We start from the raw sequence: 23615 nt of genomic DNA, 5'->3' as shown, positions 1-23615 counted from the left end.
TAAATCTGTAAGAATTCAGCACCTAAAAGAACACTAAAGAAAGCTCGCCTACTTTTTCAGGTCAGTATTGGTAAAGAATCTAGTATGATTAATATATTAATTTATTCTAATTTCTTGACATTTAACTATTCAGACAGGTGTATTGTAACTCCTCAATCTACACAAAAAATTAACAAGAAATAATTCTTTCATTCAAGAAAAATCTATGAGTTTTAAACTTCAAGCTTTGCAACTGACTACTCTCAATAAACAGTCTGAAGGACCGATTGTAACTGCTTGGCAGAAATTTCTTTTAGAGAATGACTTCCCAATTGGTGCGGTTGATGGAGATTTTGGGAATGTTACAGAAAAAGCAACACGTGAATATCAAATTCGTAATGGTTTAACTGCCACGGGAGTTGTAGATACTGCGACTTATGGAAAAGCACTAGAGCAAGGTTTCCTTACCTATTTTGCTATTTATGCTGATGGGGGAAAAAAATTATTAGCTTATCTCAACTTTGGCGATAATGAGGTCAAAGACTTACAAAAAAGTTTAACAGCGATCGCTCCTTTGAATCCTCCATTAGCACCTGATGGAGACTTTGGCCCCAACAGTACTAGGGGAATAACTGAAACTTATAAAAAAATAGACATCAATTTTCGAGCTAAGTTAGCTCAGCAGCTTTCTAATACAACAAAAACCAAGCTTGGCACTGATTTTGACTTGGCTTTAGACAAGATAACAGAATACGCCAAAAGATTAAGACAACAACTCAGTGGAAAAGACTGGACTAATTTATTCCCAGACAGCGACTCAATTGATGATTTGGCTTCTCCCTTCCGTCAAAAAGTACAAGCTTTTGAGCAAGCTTTAAAAAATGCTGGAGCTGATATTAGTATCGCTTCAGTATTCCGTCCTTCAGAACGGGCTTATTTAATGCATTACGCTTTCCGTATTAGTAATCATGAAATTGCTGCATTAGATGTTCCACCTATGCCCAACGTCGATATTAATTGGCTACATTATACGCCAGCTGCCTCTGTCCAAGCTGCTAAAGAAATGGTATCTGTTTATAATATTGCTTTTCGACCTGTTCTTACCTCTCGTCATACCCAAAGATTAGCAATTGATTGGGAAATAACTTGGTTAGGAACTTTAAATGTCAAAAACGCTATTGGAACTACAGTTAGTATCGCTCAGCCACGAACAAGTTATGAAAATTCTACTTTATGGCAGGTAGGCCGTTCTTACGGTGTAATTAAACTATCTAGCGATCGTCCCCACTGGTCTAATGATGGACATTAGTTCAAAGAGTATAGAAGGTGGGGTTTGAGGTATAGTGACGTTCGCGCCAGCGTTGGGTAGCAAAGAAGTTTATTAATGTTGGCACAAGTTTTTAATTTTCTTAATTTTTTCCTATAATCAACACCCATTGCACCACACCCCGCCCCTACTCGTGGTTTCACGTTGACAAGCGTGTCATTCGGCTCAAACTGTTTGACCTATAGAACGCCAAATTTTATTGTCGTAATTTCTCTACCAGCCTTTGCGCCGTAGATTCTTGTTGTTTACGTTGCACAGGCTTTTGTTGTCCAAAACTATCAAATAAGTTATCTAGCTTGACAGTCAGCCCTAAATATGCGCCGCCAGCCGAACGCGTCCCGGAAAAATCGCGATCATCAACTTCACCAAAAACATATCCAGCGGAAAGGCGCAAATTAGGAGTCAGGTAGTAACCTGTTTCCAGAACAAAACCAGTCTCGCTATAACTAGATTGACCAATCCAACGAACCTCACCAACTAAATCCCAGCTATATCCCAAACGATAAGTAGCTCGTAATTGTGCCAAATTAACTGTACTTGTACCAACCAAATCGTTAGCCAAATAAGAAGTACTGTTACGCAAAGCATACTTACCGTAGAATTCCCATTGCCAGTTAGGCGCATAAATAGCTTCTAAAGCAAAAATATGGTCTTGGGAACCCGTACCACTGCCTAATAAGATAGTGTCAGGAATCACTGCCGGATTTTGACGATATTCATAACGCAATAAAGCATTAAATTTATCACTATAGGGGTCGCGGTAAGCTAAACCCACCTTTAGATTAGCGGTATCTGGCAGTCCTGAAAGTCTTTGATTGGAAGAGTTTGCTTGTTGATAACGTACCAGAGCTGTAAGAGATGGAGAAATTTTACCCACTGCACCTGCGGTAATTACTGTATTATTACCACCAGAAGAGGAGCGATGCTCAAAGCGGGCACTGGCTTGAAACTGGGGATTATCACTGTATTCCAAGCCGACGCTATAACTATCGCCACCATCAAATCCGATCGCTGATGCAGCTTGACCAAAAGCATAGGGTTGAGGATATTGTTGACCCGCCGCAGTGCGTCCAAAGAAGTTGCCAAATACGTGTTCGTAAGCTAAGTTCAACCGCAATCCATGAACAATAGTCCAGCGGTTATTCAGACCTATTGCTCCTTGGGTAGTCATTTCATTGGCACCACCCAAAATTGAGTAACGACCAGTTATAGTAGTATCGCTTCCGAGTTTGTGTTCGCCGTTGACACTCAAGCTAGTGATAGAATTACCAGAAAATTGACCGCTAGTGTAAAACTGTTGGGCGAGACTAACATTTACACCAGGAATTACCCCCCAATTCAACCCTAAAATGGTACGGTCTGGGTAAACAGTATCTTTTTGAGAAGATAAGCTAAGTTCATTTTGAGCTTGGAAAGTCAGGTTTTTAACAATGGGAACTGTAAAACGCGATCGCAGTTGATCGGAATTACTACTCAAAGCATTCGTGGGGATGCGGTCTTCGCGGTCGCGATGAATCCAATCGAGATCGATGATGGCGCTACCCAAGCGTTGCTGAATCCCAGCGGTAATCGTTGTTAAGGAATTATCTACTTTACTTCCTGGTATGGCCTCGGAACGGGGTGCAAAAAGTTCTTCAAAAGTGTCTAGTGGTTGGGGAGCAATGCCAAAATTGTCTTCGTGGTCGTATTGGACTCTAGCATTGGTAGTTGGAGTCAGTTTAGCTATAACCTGCGCTCCATAACGGGTTTGTCCCGGTACAAAGCTGATGGTGGCGTCATTAGCAAAACCCGTATCGGCAAACCGATAATAAGCACGTCCTTGGATACCATTAGTAATTTCTCCCTCTGCTTCCAAACGATATGCATCACCTCTAACCTTTCCCACAACATCAGAATCATTGCTCGAATGGGCATATTCTGCAATTAGCTTACCCTTATCACCCAAAGCTATCAGCGCATCTGCACCATACAGTTGGAAATCACGCACTCCCTGATTCTCTTGGACGTAAGTTGTTGCAATCCAACTTTCTTGGTTCAGCTTTCGGGAAAGATTATATTGCAAACGACCAGCAAAGATATTGCTATCAGAGTTTTGGTCATCATATTGATAGCTAACAACAATCCGACGCACCAACACTTGTCCAGTTTCATCAATATCGGTACGAAGAATCGGTTCGCGGAATAATAAAGTACCGCGGTCGTAGTCGATTTCGTAGTCTGGGCCTCGGTTAAGCTGTWTGCGTTCCAATACAGTACCAGGACGATTCAGTTCTTCTAATTCAATAAAGACATTTTCACTTCCTGGTTGTAGAAGTCTGCGAGAGAGGAAATAATAACMACTAGTGCCATCAGGAGCAATAGTATCTCGTTGAAACCCTTCTAAATGGTTGCCATAAAAACCTGTAATCTGTAAATTTCCCAAATTGTAATTAGCTTTAAAACCGTGGAGTTGACGAGTGATAGAAGTAAATTGCTGCGATCGCCGCGCAAATTCTTCTGTGTTATAGTCACCCCACATGGCATAATCAGGGGAAGATCCAGGTATCCTACTCGAACGCTCGAAACGCAGAAATACGCTGTCAATGGAAGGAGCAACCACATCAACTTTCGAGCTATCACCGTAAACAGGATAGTTTTGCTCACTAAATTGGTAAGTTCTAAACAAGCGATTATCACAGTTGCAATCTTCATTCAAGTTACGAGAACTGTTATATGCACCTGTAAACAACCATTCTCCGATCGCACCTGTGGCAAATATCGCCGAATGGAAATCTAATTGTGTTCTATTGTCTTTGTCTGGAGGCAGGAAATCACGGAAACTGCCGTAATAATTTGTACCTCTGGCGCCCAAACGTAAATCTATTACCCCAGTTAGCAAACTCGGACGTAATGCCGTTTCAAATTGTAATTGGGTAAAGGCTTCTAAACTATCACTCACAGCCCGAATTGTCACAGCTTCCGCCTTCAATTGCGATCGTAACGTTGCTGTAAATTGCCCCCCTTTCGCCTCCACTTGAAATCCAGGTTGATCGGGTTTGAAATCTTTCCCCACCAACTCCCCAGCAGTTGGTATCAAAGTGACAACAGCATCACGATTAGAGCGATTGCCACTTGCATCGAGCAGTTGACCCCGGATTGTAGCCGTAGAACGTCCATCAGCTGGGATACGAGACTCTACTGTTTCCAAAGTTAGTTGCTGCGGTGCTCCCCGGACTGCGACCTGCACCGTTACAGGCGGTTCTGTTGCCCCCACTACTTGTGCAGAGATAGTATTTTGACCTTCTTGTAATGAAACACCATACCATGTCTGCGTTACCAAGTTAGTACTCGCATCGCTTTCCGTCCGCCCCACCAAGGAAGGATCTACCAACGCACCATTTACTCGCAGTTCTACTTGACTACCAGATGGAAACTGTACAATCACCGTAGTAGCTTGTACATCCAAAACACTGTTAGCTGTGGGAGTCAGAATTTTGATTGCTGTAGAGATAGGGAGAGTAGGAGACACAGGCATATTTTCCCTTTGTCCCCTTGTCCCCTTGTCCCCACTAACTACTCCGGCAATTTTACTTAAACCTTTAGGCAAACCTATAGAAGCTGCTGGTTGAAATGGTTGTATTTCCTTTGAAGATTGGTCTTTCTTTTCCTCTATTCTGGCAATTTTGCGTAAACCTCTAGGCAATTCTACAGAAGTTGCTGGTTGAAATGGTTGTATTTCCGTTTCACTTAGCTGCACATCTGAAGTTAAAGTAACAGTAGCCATACTTTTTTCAACCACTTTATTTTCAACCACTCGATTTTCGACGCCCTTCTCTGCTTGCAAAGGAGAATCCAGATTTTCCCCAGTAAGTTCTGCTTTGACTATGGCAGGATACAAAACGAGGCATAGAGCTATCGGCATTGCCCCCATCAACCTCAAGTTGAAAATACTTGCACAGTGCAGTCTGGGTTTCATTTCTTGACTGGCTCCTGAAATGTGGGGGTGACACCGAAGTTTATGCGTACTAGGCCACCTGGTTCTAAATGCACTAGGCGAGATTGGCTATTTCGTTCGCGGAATTTTTGATTGGGAGCTAAGGCATAACCAGGTACACTGCTGAGGTCTAGTACACCTGTGTGGTATCCAGGTAAGACATTAGCTAAGGAGAACAAACCATTTGGATCTGTAGTGATGCGATTACCGTCTTCTAAAAAAACCACTGCATTGGGTATCCCAGGCTCATCACGCTGCTGTTCGCCATCAAAATTTTTATCAACAAACACCCGACCGATAATCGTGCCGCAGTCAGAAACAATTCCGGGACGAATTTTTAGTTGGTGCGTTGCTGGGCCGTCCTTAGTGCTAAAACGGTTATCAGCTCGTTGGGCATTAGCGATCGCACTGTTACGCCCATTACCACGCAAAGCATCGCTGGTTAATTGAGCAGCGTAGGCAATATTCAAGACTTCCCCTGGGGGAATTGTCATGTCTGTCTGGAAGATCACCGTGTTTCCGTTCCGTTGTGAGGTGATAGCGACTGCTGTCCCACTCGTCTCTCCACGTACAGATTTCGGCAAAAACTGGAATCCTAAAGGTAGGTTGTCAGTAACAACTAAATTATTCAAACCAGCATCAGCAAGATTTTTAAGCGAGAGGCGATAGATTACCGTATCTCCAGGTTCAGCAGTAGCGCGATCGCCTGTTTTAATAATCTGCAACTGATTAGCTTGACACATATTTGTAGTAAATTCAAAGGCTAATAAGTCCAGTCCCACCACTTCTGCATTCGGAACTAAAACAACAGTTTGCTCTACCCTGGTTTCACCTGTAATATTAATTGGTTGTCCATCCAAAGAACTAGCTATATATCGGATGATATTATTACCTTGTGTACCAGTACTATCAAGGATTTGAATCTTGATCCGCCGCTGTTTATAGATAGAAGTTGGTGGTGGATTAACTACAAAAATGTAAGTTTTCCCTGGAGCAGTTTGACCTTTATTTGGATCGAGTAAAAAATTGTAGACACCCGCAGGATTATTTGTAATAAAATATGGGTTACTATTCTCAATATTTGGCGATTTACCTCCAGGTACATTGTTGTTAGGAATATCTGGTAACTCTGTTCGAGTCAAAGCAACTAAACTACCCAATTCTGTACCCGTTGGGTCGCTAGGTAATGGTTCATATACCCCAACTGAAAAACCTGTATAATCAGGTAAAACGGTGCCAGCACAACCTAATATCCGTCCTAATGGGTCAAATAATGGGTTGGGAGTAACGCTAAGCTGACTAGAAGTTCCTTGATATTTATTATTAGTAGCTGGGTCTGTATAAGTATAATCAGCTTGATTTTTGATTGGTAAAGATACAGCTTGACTATTATTTTGCTGTGCTTTCGTTGATATAGCTAAACTAGTATATAAAAAACTTCCCAATAAAATACTTGCTGTTAATCTTTGCCACCAGCTACTACTAAAAGTAATTTGCTTTTGTTTTTGAGGACGGCTCACTGAACACATCTCCTCTGGATACCAAGCTCGTTGTTAATAAAAAATTATTTACTTAGATAAATTCCCAAAAATTACTGATATTTTATGCAATTTAACTGCTAAAATTAAGCAATTTTATTTGTAAAATATTGTCTAATGGTTGTCCTTTCTAATGACCAATGACTAATGACTAATAACAAAGGACAACCCCAATTTCAATCAACGCACTTGGGTTTGATAAGTCGCTTTAACTGTCGTCTTTGCTGCAACTGACGGAACCTGTAAACGGATGTGGGTGTAAGCAATGGCTGGCGCTGGTTTTGTTTCCACTTTGCTGTCAGGAAGAGTAACTTTAACGGTGGGATTTTCGACGAAGCTACGCCCACCATCAATGCTATAAGTAATTTTTCCATTATTATTTACATCAGCAGATTTCAGTACATAGACCATTCCTTTGGGAATAGGTTGATTTAAAGCTAAATTTTTCACTGGGCGATCGCTTTGATTTTCGCCACTTAAGGTATATCTTAATACATCTCCTGGTCTGACTACAGCTTGACCTTTTAAAGGTTGCCATTTATGACTTTGTTTACCTTGTTGATCTTGAGCGATGACTTGCTTTTCGGCTTCTAAACGCAATTGAAGCGCTTGAGTTTTGATATTTTGGGCATAGGCACTTTCTGAATGCCAAATATTTGCAACTCCGGGAATTTGATTGGAAAACGGAACTGTAACTATTAGTGCGAACGTAGCTAAACCTGCAAAAGAAATACCTTTCATATAAATAACTTCCAGAATCTTGATTGTTGATTTATCTTTCCCTGCTTGTACTCAAAAATAGTCACTCTCGTGTTTGCTTAGTGTTTAAAGATTGGGGAGTTAAGTTAACTGGTTGCGGTGATAGTGCAATCTCTCCAAGTTTGCAAGCTTTGGAGTCCCTAATCCCCAATCTCAACGAATTAGTTGACCTTGCGTTGGAAGGTAAATGTTCTTTGAATACCGGGTGCGATTACGCCAGATACACTATCCACATACTTGGTAATATCAGTGTTTACCGTAGTTCCAGTTTGGTCGATACCAGAGCTATTAGCTGGATTACCATTAAAGAATCGAATGGTTGCACTTCCAGAATCCTTAGCTGAGCCAACAATATTGCTAGTATCAATTTGACCGCTGGCATCGTTGTCTAATGCCCAGTTGTTCGGGCTTTGCGTACCATCTTCAGTAATTACAACTTTGTCAGCATTCAAAATCACGTTACCAGTTCCAGATTGAGATTCGGAAATATTACTGTACTGAATTTGGTACTCAATAATATTTCCTGGTGCAGGCTTCTTAGGATCGATACTGAATGAGCCATCATTCCCCTGGACTACAGGCCCACTTCCTTGTAAAACTCGCGATACTTTCAGCAGTTTCAGGAAGCCAGTGTAGACGCGATCAATAGTGATATTGGATGAATCAAAGGTATTATCGTTTCCACTATCCTTGATTCCATCACCGTTAGTGTCCGTTGTGTAGTTATCAATAGAAGCAGTAATGGGTACTGGGAAACCTCTATTAATATCAGTAGATAACTGCGTACCCGGAGGTAAATCAACTTCTACACCATAGTTAATAGTTGCACCAGTAGCAAAGTTGGGAATTGTAATTGCTGTACCAGGTGTTGTAAACGCTCCATTATTGTAAGTATAGACAGCCGACTGACTATTATAAGTAATAGTCACCTTCGTACCATTCGGTAAATTTCCTGGAATTGCTGGTGGCGTTGGCTCTAACTTCAAAACGCCTGGGTCAGTACCACTATTCTTAACTGTGTTGGTGAAGCCAACTGACTGAGGATCGAGTGTACTATTAGGTGCCGTACCAGCAGGAACTAGAGAAGATTTATTAGTGAAGTCATCGTTGGTCAGACCCGATGGACCAGTAGCATCTGGCGCATTTTGGGGACCGTTGAGTACCGCTGAAGCCACAGGTGCTTGCACAGTAAAGACATTCGCCTCACCACCAGGACCACTACCACTGTTGTTATTGCCTGTGTCAGTTCCAGTTTCCGGAGATGCTGGAGTATTAATATAACCATCATCAACGCTGGTAGATGGTAGAGTATCAGGAACACCATCATTATTAGTATCTGTACCCGCAGGAGGTGTCATATTTCCTGGGGAACCGTCGTAATTGCTGGGATTTTGGTCGCCCGATTCGTCGTATACCGGGAAATTACTGGTAGGTGTTTGACCAAATAATTGAGCGATGTTAGCAACGGTTAACGGTGAAGTTGCAGTCGATTTAACAGCTAACTGAATCGAGAAGCCATTGACCGTTGTACCAGGAGCAATGGAAGTAATGGTTGCTGGATTATTGATAAAACCAACACGAGTGACTGAGGTAAGAGTTGGTGGTATCGTAGTCCAACTGGCTGCATTAGCATTAGTTGTAACTGGAGTAGTCGTATAAACAGTTTGCCAACCAGGTGGTGGAGTTGGTGCTACTGCCAAATTCATACCTAGAGGAATCGCATCAGAAACCAATATATAGGTGCCATTCGCACCATTGACATTGATAGTTGTGCCCGTCAAGGCTGCTGGTGTAATTCCCTGTCCAGTAGGATCGTTGGACTCTACTCGTAAACTTAAATCGTAGGTTAGCTTGTCATCTGTAATTGCAGTCGTGCCAGCATTGTTATAACCACTGCGAATCTTGAGAATGGTGGCTAAAGTATAGGTTTTTAGCGTTGAACCAACTTTAATTTGCTCGGTGGCGCTAGCTTCCCGTGTACCATTAACTGGCGCGCCAGCTACCTCACCAGCACTACCATCGGGGTTATCTACTGTGAACACGTCACCACCATCAGGACTCCGCAGCTGGTTTTGAGCATCACCAGGGGTATTACCCAAGGTAACAGTAATTACGTCATTGGTTTGAGCGCCATTTTGGACGGTAACTGGTACGCGCACCAACACAGTACCACCAACCGGAACAGAAGGTGTATCTACACCGCCTTGAGGGATATTTGTCCAAGTTTGACCGCCGTCAGTGCTATATTGCAGGCTATTAGCTGTACCACCATTTGGTAATGTGCCAGAAACTGTACCCGGCCCAGTCGTTGTAGCTTGGTTAGGAATGTGAAATTTGGTTGGATCGTTACCTACGTTGGTTAGAGTGTAGGTGTAGATGAGTAAGTCACCAACCTGGACTGTTGTATTGGTAGCACTAGTAGTAGCATCTGTGACACCAGAAGCAGTGACAGTGATCCCAGCAACCTCTGCCACGGTGACAACTACAGTGTTGGAAGTGGAGTTGATTGTTGTTCCTGGACTATTAGGATCTTCATAAGTTGCTGTAGCTGTGTTACTGATAGATGTACCCGCAGTAGTTCCATCAGCTAACACAGGTGCAATAAATTGGAAAAGGCTGCCAGTTAATAATGCTGTTGCTATTAAAGATTGATAGTAGTGATGCTGCTTGTTTACAAATTTATTTTGTTTTTCCATAGGTATAGTTTGTTTGCTGAACTTGTGTCCTGGATTTTCAAGGAGGAGAAAGTTCGGCAATTTTTAAAAAATTACCGATGATATTTGCTTAAAACTTTAATGTTTTGAGAATGCAAACTTGAGGAGTTAAAGCAGAATTGGTGAATTCTTTGAACAGAATTCACCAGAGAATTTTGAATGCTGACATTCGCACCACCCCTACTAGGTATCGAAACTTTACAAAGTAAAACACTCTTGACACCAGATTTGGAGAGTTACTTTGTGTATTTTATACTTCTTGAAATTCGCTGTCAGTTATTGACACTCCTGATCAAATATATTGAAGCAATACCTTGAAATGATTCGCCTATCTTAATTTGCGATCGCCTCTGGTAATTAAGGCTGGTAATCATAAGTATAGGGAACTTACTGTTGCGTACTGCCCAATCGTTTATACAAGTAAAAATTTAACTTTGACTGCAAAAAAAATCTACCGTATAAACAAGTAACTTCTCTAAAGATGAATGAGTGTATTCAAGGTTAAAAATCAACTTTATTGTTTCAATAACAATAGTATATTTCCTAGTGAATTTCAAATAAAAAACACTAAAAATTATATAAAAATACTTCTAGCTCTTTGAATAAATTCAGTAACCGAACTAAAACACTAAAAATTAAGACTAATGTAAATTCTCATAGTATAAATGCAACTTAATCATAACTACTAACAGTATTTAAACTGAATAATCAAAATTATTATCTAGTCTCACAACTATACTTAACTAAGTGTAAGTACTAGATATAAGGATTTATTGACATTAAAATTTGACAAAAATTAGTACTTTTACTACTAAACATACCCGACAAATTTTATCGGGTATGTTTGACTGGTATTTTTGCTCGTGTTACTATCAGGCGACAGTTGATGGACAGACAGGGAAAGCTAGTTTATGACTCAGGCAATCACAACCCAATCCCAAGTCAGTAATGCCACATTTTTTAAAGCCTTGAAATGTAAGGAGTGTGGTGCAGAATATGAACCCAAAGCCAGCAATGTTTGTGAGTTATGCTTTGGGCCTTTGGAAGTYAAGTATGACTACAGCGCTCTACGTCAGACTGTCACTCGTGAAACAATTCAAGCTGGGCCTAATTCAATTTGGCGCTACCGTCCGTTTTTGCCTGTCGCAACTGATAATGTTATAGATGTGGGAACTGGTATGACTCCCTTGGTTCGTTCCCATCGTCTTGCCCGCCGCCTGGGTCTAAACAAGCTTTATATTAAAAATGATGCTGTGAATATGCCCACCCTCAGCTTCAAGGATCGGGTGGTATCAGTTGCCCTGACTAGGGCACGAGAGTTGGGTTTTTCTACAGTTTCTTGCGCTAGCACTGGTAACTTGGCAAATTCTACAGCTGCGATCGCCGCTCATGCTGGTTTAGACTGCTGTGTGTTTATCCCCGCAGATTTGGAAGCTGGTAAAATTATTGGTAGTTTAATATACAGTCCTACCCTGATGGCTGTTAAGGGCAACTACGATCAAGTAAATCGTCTCTGTTCGGAAGTTGCTAACACGCATGGCTGGGGTTTTGTCAATATTAATCTGCGTCCTTACTACTCTGAAGGTTCCAAAACGCTAGGCTTTGAAGTTGCAGAACAATTAGGTTGGGAATTACCCGACCATATCGTTGCTCCTTTAGCTTCTGGTTCGCTGTTTACTAAAATTTATAAAGGTTTCCAGGAATTCGTAGAAGTTGGTTTGGTAGAAGGTAAGAACGTCCGTTTCAGCGGCGCTCAAGCTGAAGGTTGTTCACCCATTGCCCAAGCATTTAAAGAAGGGCGCGACTTTATTAAGCCAGTGAAACCAAATACAATTGCCAAATCAATTGCGATCGGTAATCCAGCAGACGGCATTTATGCTGTGGATATAGCTCAGAAGACTGGTGGTAACATTGAATCAGTCAACGATGCAGAAATTATTGATGGCATCAAGCTGCTAGCAGAAACCGAAGGCATCTTCACAGAAACAGCGGGTGGTACAACCGTCGCCGTCCTGAAAAAACTGGTAGAAGCTGGCAAGATCGACCCAGATGAAACTACCGTGGTTTACATCACTGGCAATGGACTCAAAACCCAAGAAGCAGTACAAGGCTACATTGGCGAACCTTTGACTATTGATGCTAAACTCGATAGTTTTGAACGTGCGCTAGAGCGATCGCGTACTCTTGATCGCTTGGAATGGCAACAAGTCCTCGTTTAATTATTTTGTCATTAGTCATTTGCTAAAACCAAGGACAAAGGACAAATCCTTACTTTTTACTCTTAACTTTCTACTTCTATGGCCGTAACAGTCTTAGTTCCTACTGCTCTTCAACAATTTACTAATAACCAAGCTAGTGTAGAATCCAGTGGCAGCACCATTGCTGAACTTGTGGATTCATTAGAACAAAGCTTTCCTGGGTTTAAATCACGATTGTGTGATGACGAAGGAAAACTACGGCGGTTTGTAAATTTTTATCTGAATGACGAAGATATTCGTTTTTTAAAAGGTGCAGATACACACCTTAATGATGGTGATGAAGTAAGTATTGTCCCTGCTGTTGCTGGTGGTTAATACTCAGAACACTAAATCAAGTAGAATCCTGACTAGACAAATCTTTGAGAGATTTCCTCGTTCCCAGTCGTTAGACTGGGAATGATTGTGAAGTCAACTTCAAAGAATAAATTATTATGATTTGCTTTAAAAAACTTATTATTTTAATTTAACTTGACTGATTAAACAGCAATTATCTGAGCAAGTGTTTGTTGCCAAGATTCATTGTTATCAACAGTTATGATAATCCGTTTATAGGATTGATCTAGTAATTCAATGGTTAAATAATTTGTCTCTCGATTCACATACCAAAACTCTTTACCCCTGTTAGTGTAATAAGTTCCAGCCTTAATCACTTTTGGAACAAAACTACCAGGGGCACGTAATTCTCGCCAATTACTTTGGGGTTCGGCTGTCATAACTTGTTCAATATGGGCCAATGGTATTTGCCAAAGTTTATTCAAGCGAACTGCTAGCAGTTGCTCTTTGAGGGTAAATTCAATCTGAAATTTATCATCAATTATACTTAGGTTCACAATCTATTTCGCCGTCAGTAATTTTTTATCTAGTATTACTCACAAAAGTCCTACCATAAGCAGTATTTATTATATGTTAACAAGGTCAAGGTTATTAAGCAATCTTATATAAATACTGTGCTGCGTTAGTGTTGTTGATAGAATACTATAAAAAATACCAAATACTTGTTAATTCATCTAAAATAAGACTTTGGCGAGCGTCAGAATTCAACATTATTAAAAATAAAGTATTAATAAAAATATTTTATCTATACTATAACAAATAACTTAATAACAATACTCAAACATATTTTTTATTTAATAACTAGAGAGTAGCTACTAATTTATGTTTACAGTCAAATTTATTACAAATAAAAATATCTAAAATCAAGATAAATCCATACTTATCTATAATTGGCGGCTATTTGGCAATTTGGCATTTTGTAATTTTGGTATTTTGATATATTGTAGAAATTATCAAGATGTTTTTACTTGTTATACAAAGCACGGGCCGGGCTAAAGCACGTGCTTTTTACTGCTATTTATTGTAGATTTTTGCATTTATTATAATTTGCTCATAATACAATGATTTGAATATCAATAATTTAAATATAGTAAATTAGTATTTCAAGAGTTGATGTTATTTATTAACCTTTCTTCCTATTAAATTTTATTTATACTATTTTTTCTATAATCCAAGGTCTATTAGGACTTGAAGGTATTTGGATGGGATAAATTATTCCGTCTTTTATTTTGGCTGCTAATTGTGAACAAGAATCTTTAGAGGAGATTTGTAAAGCATTAAGTTGTAAAGAGATCTTTTTCAATTGTTTTTAATAAGGCATCATTAGAATTTGAAAATTCACCTATCTTAAGGATGATTTAAAGTATTTAAAAAGTGTTTAAAATAACATAATAACTTTTAAAATAACCCTATAACTTCTATATCTTTATGCTGTAGCCTTTATGCTATGGAAGAAAAATATTCTATTTCAAGTATTCAGTGATACTCAATCAGTTTCCTATCAGGTTTGAGGATATTTGCACACTTCCTATAGGAAGATGCCTAATGAATATAATATTGAGTAAATTAATTCGGGATGTTGTTATGCACTGGATTTATATTGAGGTTTGGTTTACTACCAAACCTTTTTTATATCTCCTAAAAATAGGATATAGAGTATGGGGAAGCCAGTCTAGTCTTGGTGTTTACTAAAGTGGAGAAACTGGTCTGTCTGATCTCTTAAAGTAAATAACATCATGAAGTATCACAAAATATATGAAAATTTATATTTTTTAAAATTTTTATTTACATTCAAAGGGATAAACTTAAAATATTAAATTTGGGTATCAAAGTCTTGAAAGTTCTCAATTCTAAATCTAAGATTGTAAATTTTCGATTTTTAGACTAAAAACTAAAAGTACTCCGCAGAATACCAATCGTAACTGAGTCACTATCTGGTGTGTGACCAGGTTCAAAAATCTGAATGATGCCTGGTGTAATGCTAATATTATCATTTATTTGGAAGCGATAAAATGCTTCAATTTGGGTAGTTGTCCCTGGTTGTCCTCCTGCGCGTCCTAAACCAGTATTAATAAAATTAGGGACATTATTCCCTATAGATAAATTACTACTAGTGATTTTCGGAGGCTGTCCGATATAAATTCCGCCCAAATTGCCCTTGGCAAATAAATCAGGGAAATTCAAAAATACCATATAATTCGTTGTTTCAACATTTCCCGATTGCCCAGGAATATAAGATTTAGTATAACCACCCCATGCACCCAAACTAATACTCTTTGAAACTTGCCAAGTTACAGTTGCACCTACAGCGTTAGTTTGTAGGGGTGCTGATTTGCCAGTAGTGCTATTAATTGCAGTTAAGCATTCATCGCCAACAAAAGTTAATAGACAACCATTTGATGAATAATTATTAACGTAATATAAACTTAAATCTACAGTATTAGTTGGTGTCAACAACAGTTGTACACCTGTAGTGGTGTTTCCATCAAATAAACCGCTACCTTTACTCGGATTTCCTGGTTGATAACTAGTATAAATTGCCTGCAAACTAGCGCGTTTAGCAAATTGCCAATCAATAGCAATACCACCGTGACCGTATCCCATATTTAAAATTGGGTTTCTTTGAGCAAAATAAGACAGCGGCCCAGTTGCAGCACCTTCTACCCGATTTGGTCCTCGGAAAGCAGCTGGCATACTTACGCCTTCTGTTCCCACCATTACTGCTAATTTATCTGTTACTAGCCAATGAAAATTGAGGTCACTAATAATCAAATTATCTGTAGGAAATTCGTAGCCAAGTAAAACATCATTCCGAGAAACGCTATTAGTAAATCTTGGTGCACTAGTGCCTTTACCATCTAACAGACCTGTTAATAAGTAACTACGAGGAGTAATTTGACTAGTTAAATACAACTGCGCCAAGGAAATAACATCAATATTTGTCCCGCCATCATCTGTATCTTTTTGTCCATCTCTTGGATTAACATCACCACGATTACTAGTCCGTCCTTGAAGCCCAACTATTAATAATCCGCTGAGTTTAGTTGTTGTTGAAAATTGGTTGGCTTGGATTTCAGCAGTTTTAGCTTCTAAACTATCAACACGACCCTGTAAAGTCGCTAATTCAACTGCAAATTCTGACTGCAATCTTTGTAATTTTGTTAAATCTTCACGCCGAACTAAATCACTGGTAGCTGTCGCAATTAACTCGTTGATTCTATCTAAACAAGCATTTACACCAGCAGCAAATTCATACCGAGTTAGGGCGCGATTACCGCGATAGTTGCTATCTGGATAACCAGCTATGCAACCATAGCGTTCTACCAAAGATTGTAATGCAGCGAATGCCCAATCACTAGGTTGTACGTCTTTTAGTTGGGACACTGATGTGACTTGTGCCATCGGATCTACTGTCAGCAGGGATGAAGAGATACTATTGCTCCCAATTTCTGAGTTCTGAATTCTGAATTCTGGATTCTGAGTAGTTCCTGTGTCAGTGGGAATAGCGATCGCTTTTTCAAAGTTTGTATTGACTCCCGCAACAAGTAACAATGCGAGCATCCAGATTTTGGTATGGCTGCGGCTAATAAGTCTACCTTTCAATTTTTTATACTCTGCTCACATACTTAAGTGAAGAGTGTATTCGCGATTGTTTAGCACTAACATGAGTAAATTTACTGAATTTGTACAAAATTAGACATTATTGTTCTGGGCAACTTCAGCAAGGAAGAGTATAACTATTAAGCAATAGGGAGTGTGGGAGGGGTGGGGTGAAATTCTCTCCCCATTACCCCATCACCCTACTCCCCACTCCCCACTCCCCACCGATGGCAAACCGCTCACGCAAGTTGACACCAAAAACTTCTAAACTCAATGAGTCTTGTACTGGTGCGTTTAAACGCGTCGTTAAAAAACCGCCTCAAAAACCGAAACGGGGAAGTTGGTTGCCGTCAATGCTAGCGATCGCAATTCTGTTGAGTAGTGCTAGTTTAGTTATGGCTTTTGCCTGGATTAGTATTCTCTTTATCTTCAATCCAGATCAAGTAAGCTGGCTAAATAAAATTTTACCTGCATGGTTACAAATCCCCCTCACTAACCACGAACGCCCCCAAACTCTTAAACAAATTGAACTCGATTTGAGTAGAAAAAAGCTCATAGTCAAGCAAATTCTGCCTTTGTACCAAGGTACAAAAAACTCGTTTTTCATGCCAGTTTTTCAGCAGCGTGCTAATTGTGAATTTGATTGTCAAAAACTTGTTGAAATCAGGGTTTATCAACGCTCACAAGAGTTAGAGTTTAAGTCTGAGTCGGAAAATTATTATTATTTAGAAACTCAATTACCAATAACTGGACTAGAAGAATCCTTTGTAATTTCTAGCTTGGTTGATGCAGCATTAGAACCCCAGGATATCAGTATTCCCCTACCTTTAACTGAAGTACAACGCTTTGACGACAAGACGCCATCACCAGGGGTTTGGTTTAATTTGCGGGGAGAACGCCAACAAGGAACTAATGCGATCGCTTATGGTCAGATCGTATACTACAATCCACAACGCAACAATTTACAACAGATGTTGGCTTGGGCAAGTCCTAGCGGTCAATTACCCAAATGGCAGCAGGTAACTGGTGATGCTACAAAAGAGTTAGTTATCGATCAAACTGTAGGTTTGGAACCACACTTGCAGGTTTACCAAGTCAAGCCTCTGAAGCTATTTCTTAAACCAATTGAGTTAGAAGCAATTAGCCTCGAATCACCAGTCCTTAAAGATTCTGGATATCAAAATGCGTTATCAATTGCCCGTAGCGGATTGTGGACGCCAGCTTTTGAATGGTTGAAATTTATCAAAAAACAGCGTAAAGGATTACCAGAGGCGGCACAAGCCCAAATGGATCTCATTGGCTTGCACTCCCAACTGACTAAATCTCAAGCTGAGAAAAGTTGGGCAAGTCCTAGCGAACAAGTACTAGCAGATTTAATTGATGGACGCTGGGAGAAAGCTTTACAGGTGTTTGAAGAGTCGGCACATAATGTCCAAGAAATTGCTACCTTGCTAAAAGCTGATGAAAAACGCTTGTGGAATCGCACAGTAGCAGCATTACGGGTGAATCCAAATAGACCAGAGGTGCAAGCTTGGTTTGCCTTGATTTTAGCAGTTCAACAGGGGCAAGAAGCTGCTGATTCCTGGTTGAAGGCGCAACCACAAATTCCCAAAGATAGTCTTGCTTATATTCAAAGTCTGTTAACAAAACTCAATGGTGAGGCTACCAAGTCGCAATCCCATCCTAGTCAGATTGTTGGTACAGTCCAACCAATCGCTCAAGTTACTAATAGCGAATGGCTACAACCAAATTCTCCAGCAGACTTGAAACTTACAGATAACGAAGTTTGGTATCAAGTACAAGTGAGTGCATTTTCTGATGGTAAACGCTGGCTAAATTTTCCTTTTGAGAATTTGAATCCACCTAAAACTTCCCCTGGAAAATTTTTGTGGGAAACTTTGGGAATTAATTCTGACCCGCAAATGCAGATAGTAGTTTGGCTACCAAACGGACAACAGCAAATTACTATAGCTACTATCAAAGCGGTACAACTACGGGATAAAGTCTTGCGCCTACTAGTTGCTGCGCCAAAAATTCCAGAGAATCAAAACAATGTTCTCCAACCCAAACCCCTAGCGCTGACAAATTCAGCACTGGAATGGGTGCAACCATCTCCCATTACTCTCCAAGAACTGTACGCACAAAATCCGTTAACAGTCAAGGCACTATTATCAAGTCTGTGGGAATCTTTACAGAAATCCGGTGAGGTTCCGCTTGGTGCTATTCCTAATTTTGAACAAATGCAAGAAAAGTTAGGCGATTGGCCTGTTCAAACTATTGATTTAACAAATAATGGTAAGCCGGAGATAGTACTGACAATTTCAGGAACAACGATCGCATCCTTGAATCAGCCCCAAGCTGGAATTGCCCAGAAAAACACAAATCAATCTCCTGACCGCACTATCATTTTGTCCGATGGCAATGAAGTGATTTACACAGATTTTCAAAAAAATTCTTCTCAAAGATTATCTGCGATCGCCAAGCTTTCAGGCCTGCCATCCTTAGCTTTACTAGTAGAAAATGCTGGTAAGTATAGCCTTAAGCGCTGGTCAGAGAAAAATCAGCGCTTTGAATAACATGCACTTACTTAAAATTTAGCCCAAAGGCTTGCTGGCGTTGGCGTAGCCCGTCGTATACATCGCCATCTAAAATCCTAAGTTATTCTTTTTCGCTAGTTGCAGCTAAACGTTGGTGGTTCAGGCTTTCCAACTGTTGCAAGAGTGAGTCTACCTCTGCTTGTAAATGCATAAATTTAGCTTGCTGATCGTCTTGATAATAAGACTTGGTTAACTTACTAACTAAGCTAGTTTGGGACTCGCGATCGGAAACACTGGATAAACAAGTAGGCATCTTTAATTAAATCCGCTTTCTTAAACTCACACCATTAGAAATATTATAATAAGCCTATTTTAAGATTTATTAAAATATTATGAATTTTAAATCATATAGTCTAATAGGTTTCAGGTTAGATAATAACAGACGGTGATGGTAATGGGCGTGTTCCAACACAAGAGGCAGGAGAGCAGAGGTCTATAGCAACCCCTGAGGTTCTAAGGAAGGGGCTTCAGGTGCAGAAGGCAATAATTAATAATTGATGCTTAATGACAAACTCTCCACTCGTTATGATAGACTTACATCCTAATTGACACTTCCCGGTCTAGCACAAAACAAAACTTCACTTAGGCGTAAACGCCTTAAACCGTTTTTGTCCCTAGCATCAACGCACAGGGTTTTCAAAGAGTGTTCTTATAAAATAAAAATGGCAAGTGGGACGCCTTGCACCACAAAAAATAATATTCTGAATAATATGTTGGAATTAAAGGGCTGAGAACTGGGAAGTGGGTATTGGAAACTGCAAAATAACCAATTTCCTAATCCCTAGTCGCTAGTCCCTAATCCCTAATCCGTAATTAAAGAATTTTAAATCCTGTGACTTTGAGCCTGTCTGCTGCTAAATCTCATCGCCAACCTTGGCCCGGACTGATAGAAGCCTATCGCCAATATTTGCCTGTCAGCGAAACAACCCCGGTTGTCACTCTATTGGAGGGTAATACGCCCCTAATACCAGTGCCAGCGATCGCAGAACGTATTGGCAGACAAGTACGTGTATTTGTCAAATACGACGGTCTTAATCCCACTGGCAGCTTCAAAGACCGAGGGATGACTATGGCAATTTCCAAGGCAAAGGAAGCAGGGGCAAAAGCAGTTATTTGTGCCAGCACAGGCAACACCTCTGCCGCCGCCGCCGCTTATGCTACGCGTGGCGGGATGAGCGCTTTTGTGCTGATTCCCGATGGCTATGTAGCATTAGGTAAGTTAGCCCAAGCTTTAGTCTACGGGGCAGAAGTATTAGCAATTAAAGGAAATTTTGACCAAGCTTTAGAAATTGTCCGCGAGATGGCCGAAAGCTATCCCGTGACTTTGGTTAATTCGGTTAATCCCTATCGCTTGGAAGGACAAAAAACAGCAGCCTTTGAAATCGTCGATGTGCTAGGTGATGCCCCAGACTGGGTATGCATTCCCGTGGGTAATGCGGGAAATATAACAGCATATTGGATGGGATTTTGTCAATATCATCAAGCGGGAAAATGCGATCGCCTACCCAAGATGATGGGATTCCAAGCCGCAGGTGCAGCCCCTTTAGTACACGGTCAGCCAGTGGCGCATCCGGAAACCATCGCCACAGCAATTCGTATTGGTAACCCTGCTAGTTGGGAATTAGCGATCGCCGCCCAATCTGCCAGTCAGGGAAGTTTCCACGCCGTTACCGATGCAGAGATTTTGGACGCTTATCGACTTTTGGCAGCATCAGAAGGCGTCTTCTGCGAACCTGCTAGCGCGGCTTCTGTAGCTGGCTTGCTACAGGTGAAAGACCAAATTCCCACAGGAGCAACCGTGGTTTGCGTCCTCACAGGCAATGGTTTAAAAGACCCAGATACAGCTATTAAGCACAATCAAAGTCAATTTAAACAGGGTATTGCAGCCGAACTCAAAGCAGTAGCCGAAGCAATGGGATTTTAGGGCATGGGGCAAACAGAAAGTTTGGCAAGTGTTGGAGGATGGGGAACAAATCTTTCCCCCTCTCTCCCCACACTCCCCTATCTCCTCATCTCCCTGCTCGCTCCTGTGTCAAACTATCAATAGCATCACCCAAGGCAGTAGTCAGACTTTTGCGAGTTTGAGCGTGGTTTTCCTGCTCAGTTTTCAAGGCTTGCAAAAGGCGATCACGTTCTTTTATTGCAGCGACCAGTTTAGCTTGTAATTCCTCCACAGATTGTGACTGTTCTATTTCTTGTTGGATAGCCGTGACTGGTGTATCAGCCAGTATCCCTGTCTCTAAACCTTGGAGTTTATGTAAATCTGCCTTCAGAGATGCGATCGCCTGTTGGGACAATTGGGCATCTGTGCGTCGTTGTTCTGCTTCTGTGTTGTAAAGCTGACGCCATTTTTGGGCACTTTCCCAAGCAGCATCGCGATCGTGTTGAAGTTCTGCCATCTGCTGTTTGAGTGTCTGAATTTCTGTCAACCACTGTTGTGTTAAAGCGGTTGCTTGATTAATATTCTCAGCCATTTTTATCCTCACACTTACTATGCAAGTACTATTACATACAGAAATCCGATTTGATGAATCAAATCATTTGCGTAGGCAGGAAACTCTTAACAGAAGAATAAAAGTATACTGAGTTTTTTTAAAAATCAAATTATGAGTTCGATAAAAAGTATTTTTATCGAAAATTTCAAATCTACAATTTTTTACTTGGTCTATTTGGCTGAAAATTGCTGTAAACCAGAAGCGCTATGAATCGGATTGTGTCATAATTCGATTTTATAATTTTCAAGTCTCTATTTATGCCTTGTTCTGCCACCCTTGCTCAACTGGCCGAAGTTCTTTTAGCTCGTCCTGTAAATTTACATGAAATTGGTTTAACACAATTCAGTAATGGTATACAAACAGACACGCGCATCCTCAAACCGGGTGAAGTGTTTGTGGCTTTACGAGGCGATAAGTTTGATGGACATGAATTTGTGCAAACAGCGATCGCTAAGGGTGCAATAGCTGCAATTGTAGATCTGGAATACGAAAATCCCGGATTTCCTGTATTGCAGGTATCAGATACCCTCAAGGCGTATCAAAAAATTGGCAGATGGTGGCGCGATAACTTTGAGATTCCTGTAATTGGGGTTACAGGTTCCGTAGGTAAAACTACTACTAAAGAATTAATTGCGGCAGTTTTAGGAACAAAAAAAGCAGTTCACAAAACTCATGGCAATTACAATAACGAAATCGGTGTCCCGAAAACTCTCCTAGAATTGGGTACAGAACATGACCACGCTGTGATTGAAATGGCGATGCGCGGTAGGGGACAAATTGCCGAACTCACACAAATAGCGCGTCCCAATATTGGAGTGATTACCAATGTGGGGACGGCACATATTGAGTTATTGGGTTCCGAAGAAGCAATTGCCGAGGCCAAATGTGAGTTATTAGCCGAAATGCCTGCTGATGGTGTAGCAATTCTCAATTACGACAATCCTCTATTAATGGCCACAGCAGCGAAATTTTGGACAGGAGAAGTCATAACTTACGGCTTTTCTGGGGGGGATATTCCAGCAGTGCTGATTGATAACGAAACTGTAGAAGTTGCAGGAATCCAACTGCCTTTACCGCTACCTGGTCGTCACAATGCGACTAATTTCTTAGCGGCTTTAGCGGTGGCAAAAGTCTTGGGAATTGATTGGGCAAGTTTGAAAGCAGGCGTGGTGGTGGATATGCCGACAGGGCGATCGCAACGGTTTAGTTTGCCCAACGATGTAGTAATCTTAGATGAGACATATAATGCTGCGCCAGAAGCGATGTTAGCAGCATTGCAATTATTGGCAGACACACCCGGAAAGCGAAAAATTGCCGTCTTAGGTGCAATGAAAGAATTAGGAGAACGCTCCTTGCAGTTGCACCAAAGAGTCGGAGAAACAGTGCGAAAGTTGAAATTAGACGGCTTGTTGGTGTTGGTAGATGGAGAAGATGCCGAAGCTATCGCTAAAAGTGCTCAAGGTATCCCATCGGAGTGCTTTGCAACTCATGGGGAATTGGTGGCGAGATTGAAGACATTTGTCCAAGCAGGCGATCGTTTACTGTTCAAAGCTGCACATTCAGTGGGGCTAGATCGGGTTGTTAATCAGTTACGTGCAGAATATCCCAAATTATACTCTTACAAATCGAACGTCTGATAGGCTGGCGATCGTCAAGTTGTACGTTATTTGACTTTTGTCCTTAATAGCGAAGAAGATTTAGCGATCGCTAGATAAGTTAGAACACTAAGTATTTCAACCATAGGTCAACGTGAGTTCGACGGAACTAAAAAATGGCAGGAGGTAGTACAGGCAAATTTTTTGGGTAAATGTCAATCGAGGGTTTTTTAGGCAAATAGGTATAAGCAGCTAAACCAGCCATCAAGTTAACTAAAAAATTAAATGGACTACGATGACGAGAGTGTTCTATTTGACATATATTTTTCAAATGGTCATTGACTGACTCAATTACAGCACGTTTGCGTAACAGAATCTTATCAATCAGTTTTACCAAACGATTTTTCATTTTCTTCTTAGATTTTGTGACTAACTGCAATCCGCGCT

General features: G+C 40.7%; 15 protein-coding genes. 6 read left to right on the top strand and 9 right to left on the bottom strand.

Annotated features, from left to right (window positions below):
* Positions 1-205: 205 nt before the first annotated feature.
* Positions 206-1288 carry a peptidoglycan-binding domain-containing protein gene (locus FCR06_RS09195; RefSeq protein ID WP_138498823.1) on the top strand — a complete coding sequence of 361 codons (1083 nt, stop codon included), beginning with the start codon at positions 206-208 and terminating at the stop codon, positions 1286-1288.
* A gap of 214 nt (positions 1289-1502) precedes the next feature.
* Here FCR06_RS09195 and FCR06_RS09190 read toward each other — a convergent pair whose 3' ends face one another.
* From FCR06_RS09190 to FCR06_RS09175, 4 genes are all read right to left on the bottom strand, one after another.
* Positions 1503-5261, bottom strand: a complete 3759-nt coding sequence (locus FCR06_RS09190) for an Ig-like domain-containing protein (protein ID WP_138498821.1) — start codon at positions 5259-5261, stop codon at positions 1503-1505.
* On the bottom strand, positions 5258-6808 hold the full coding sequence (locus tag FCR06_RS09185; protein WP_138498819.1) for a DUF11 domain-containing protein: 1551 nt from the start codon (positions 6806-6808) through the stop codon (positions 5258-5260). Before FCR06_RS09185 ends, FCR06_RS09190 begins: the two co-directional genes overlap by 4 nt.
* Positions 6809-6997: 189 nt before the next feature.
* Positions 6998-7558 carry a DUF11 domain-containing protein gene (locus FCR06_RS09180; protein ID WP_138498817.1) on the bottom strand — a complete coding sequence of 187 codons (561 nt, stop codon included), beginning with the start codon at positions 7556-7558 and terminating at the stop codon, positions 6998-7000.
* A 179-nt stretch (positions 7559-7737) separates the two neighbouring features.
* Positions 7738-10272 (bottom strand): beta strand repeat-containing protein, encoded by a 2535-nt coding sequence (locus FCR06_RS09175; RefSeq protein ID WP_138498815.1) that lies wholly within the window; start codon positions 10270-10272, stop codon positions 7738-7740.
* Between the two features lie 929 nt (positions 10273-11201).
* On the opposite strand from FCR06_RS09175, the gene thrC (FCR06_RS09170) reads away from it, so the two are divergent.
* Together thrC (FCR06_RS09170) and FCR06_RS09165 are read left to right on the top strand one after the other, a co-directional pair.
* Positions 11202-12509, top strand: a complete 1308-nt coding sequence (thrC, locus tag FCR06_RS09170; RefSeq protein ID WP_138498813.1) for a threonine synthase — start codon at positions 11202-11204, stop codon at positions 12507-12509.
* Positions 12510-12587: 78 nt separating this feature from the next.
* A complete protein-coding gene (locus FCR06_RS09165) occupies positions 12588-12863 on the top strand; it encodes a MoaD/ThiS family protein (protein WP_138498811.1) in 276 nt (91 codons plus the stop codon).
* Positions 12864-13024: 161 nt separating this feature from the next.
* On the opposite strand, the gene FCR06_RS09160 is transcribed toward FCR06_RS09165, so the two are convergent.
* Complete coding sequence (locus tag FCR06_RS09160) at positions 13025-13378, bottom strand: hypothetical protein (RefSeq protein ID WP_138498809.1); 354 nt, start codon at positions 13376-13378, stop codon at positions 13025-13027.
* Between the two features lie 1387 nt (positions 13379-14765).
* Positions 14766-16442, bottom strand: coding sequence for an iron uptake porin (locus FCR06_RS09155; protein ID WP_138499179.1), 1677 nt, complete (start codon positions 16440-16442; stop codon positions 14766-14768).
* A 209-nt stretch (positions 16443-16651) separates the two neighbouring features.
* Between FCR06_RS09155 and FCR06_RS09150 the strand changes: the two genes are divergently transcribed.
* The gene (locus FCR06_RS09150; RefSeq protein ID WP_317616808.1) at positions 16652-19057 is read left to right on the top strand and encodes a hypothetical protein; all 2406 of its coding nucleotides are present in this window, start codon (positions 16652-16654) and stop codon (positions 19055-19057) included.
* An 82-nt stretch (positions 19058-19139) separates the two neighbouring features.
* Here the strand turns inward: FCR06_RS09150 and FCR06_RS09145 are convergent, their stop codons facing one another.
* Positions 19140-19331 carry a hypothetical protein gene (locus FCR06_RS09145; RefSeq protein WP_138498807.1) on the bottom strand — a complete coding sequence of 64 codons (192 nt, stop codon included), beginning with the start codon at positions 19329-19331 and terminating at the stop codon, positions 19140-19142.
* 579 nt (positions 19332-19910) lie between these two features.
* Here FCR06_RS09145 and thrC (FCR06_RS09140) point away from each other — a divergent pair.
* Positions 19911-21002 (top strand): threonine synthase, encoded by a 1092-nt coding sequence (gene thrC / locus FCR06_RS09140; protein ID WP_138498805.1) that lies wholly within the window; start codon positions 19911-19913, stop codon positions 21000-21002.
* 85 nt (positions 21003-21087) lie between these two features.
* On the opposite strand, the gene FCR06_RS09135 is transcribed toward thrC (FCR06_RS09140), so the two are convergent.
* Positions 21088-21552, bottom strand: a complete 465-nt coding sequence (locus FCR06_RS09135; RefSeq protein ID WP_138498803.1) for a hypothetical protein — start codon at positions 21550-21552, stop codon at positions 21088-21090.
* A gap of 278 nt (positions 21553-21830) precedes the next feature.
* Here FCR06_RS09135 and FCR06_RS09130 point away from each other — a divergent pair, with 278 nt between their 5' ends.
* Complete coding sequence (locus tag FCR06_RS09130; protein ID WP_138498801.1) at positions 21831-23210, top strand: UDP-N-acetylmuramoyl-tripeptide--D-alanyl-D-alanine ligase; 1380 nt, start codon at positions 21831-21833, stop codon at positions 23208-23210.
* Positions 23211-23337: 127 nt separating this feature from the next.
* On the opposite strand, the gene FCR06_RS09125 is transcribed toward FCR06_RS09130, so the two are convergent.
* Positions 23338-23615 (bottom strand): transposase (locus FCR06_RS09125; RefSeq protein WP_145973336.1); only part of this gene is annotated, 278 nt, incomplete at its 5' end.

Origin of the sequence: Nostoc sp. PA-18-2419, from assembly GCF_005869855.1 — a bacterium.
In the GTDB taxonomy this organism is placed as follows: domain Bacteria; phylum Cyanobacteriota; class Cyanobacteriia; order Cyanobacteriales; family Nostocaceae; genus Nostoc.
Note: the sequence above shows the minus strand (reverse complement) of the source record. Positions and strands in the feature narration are given on the sequence as shown.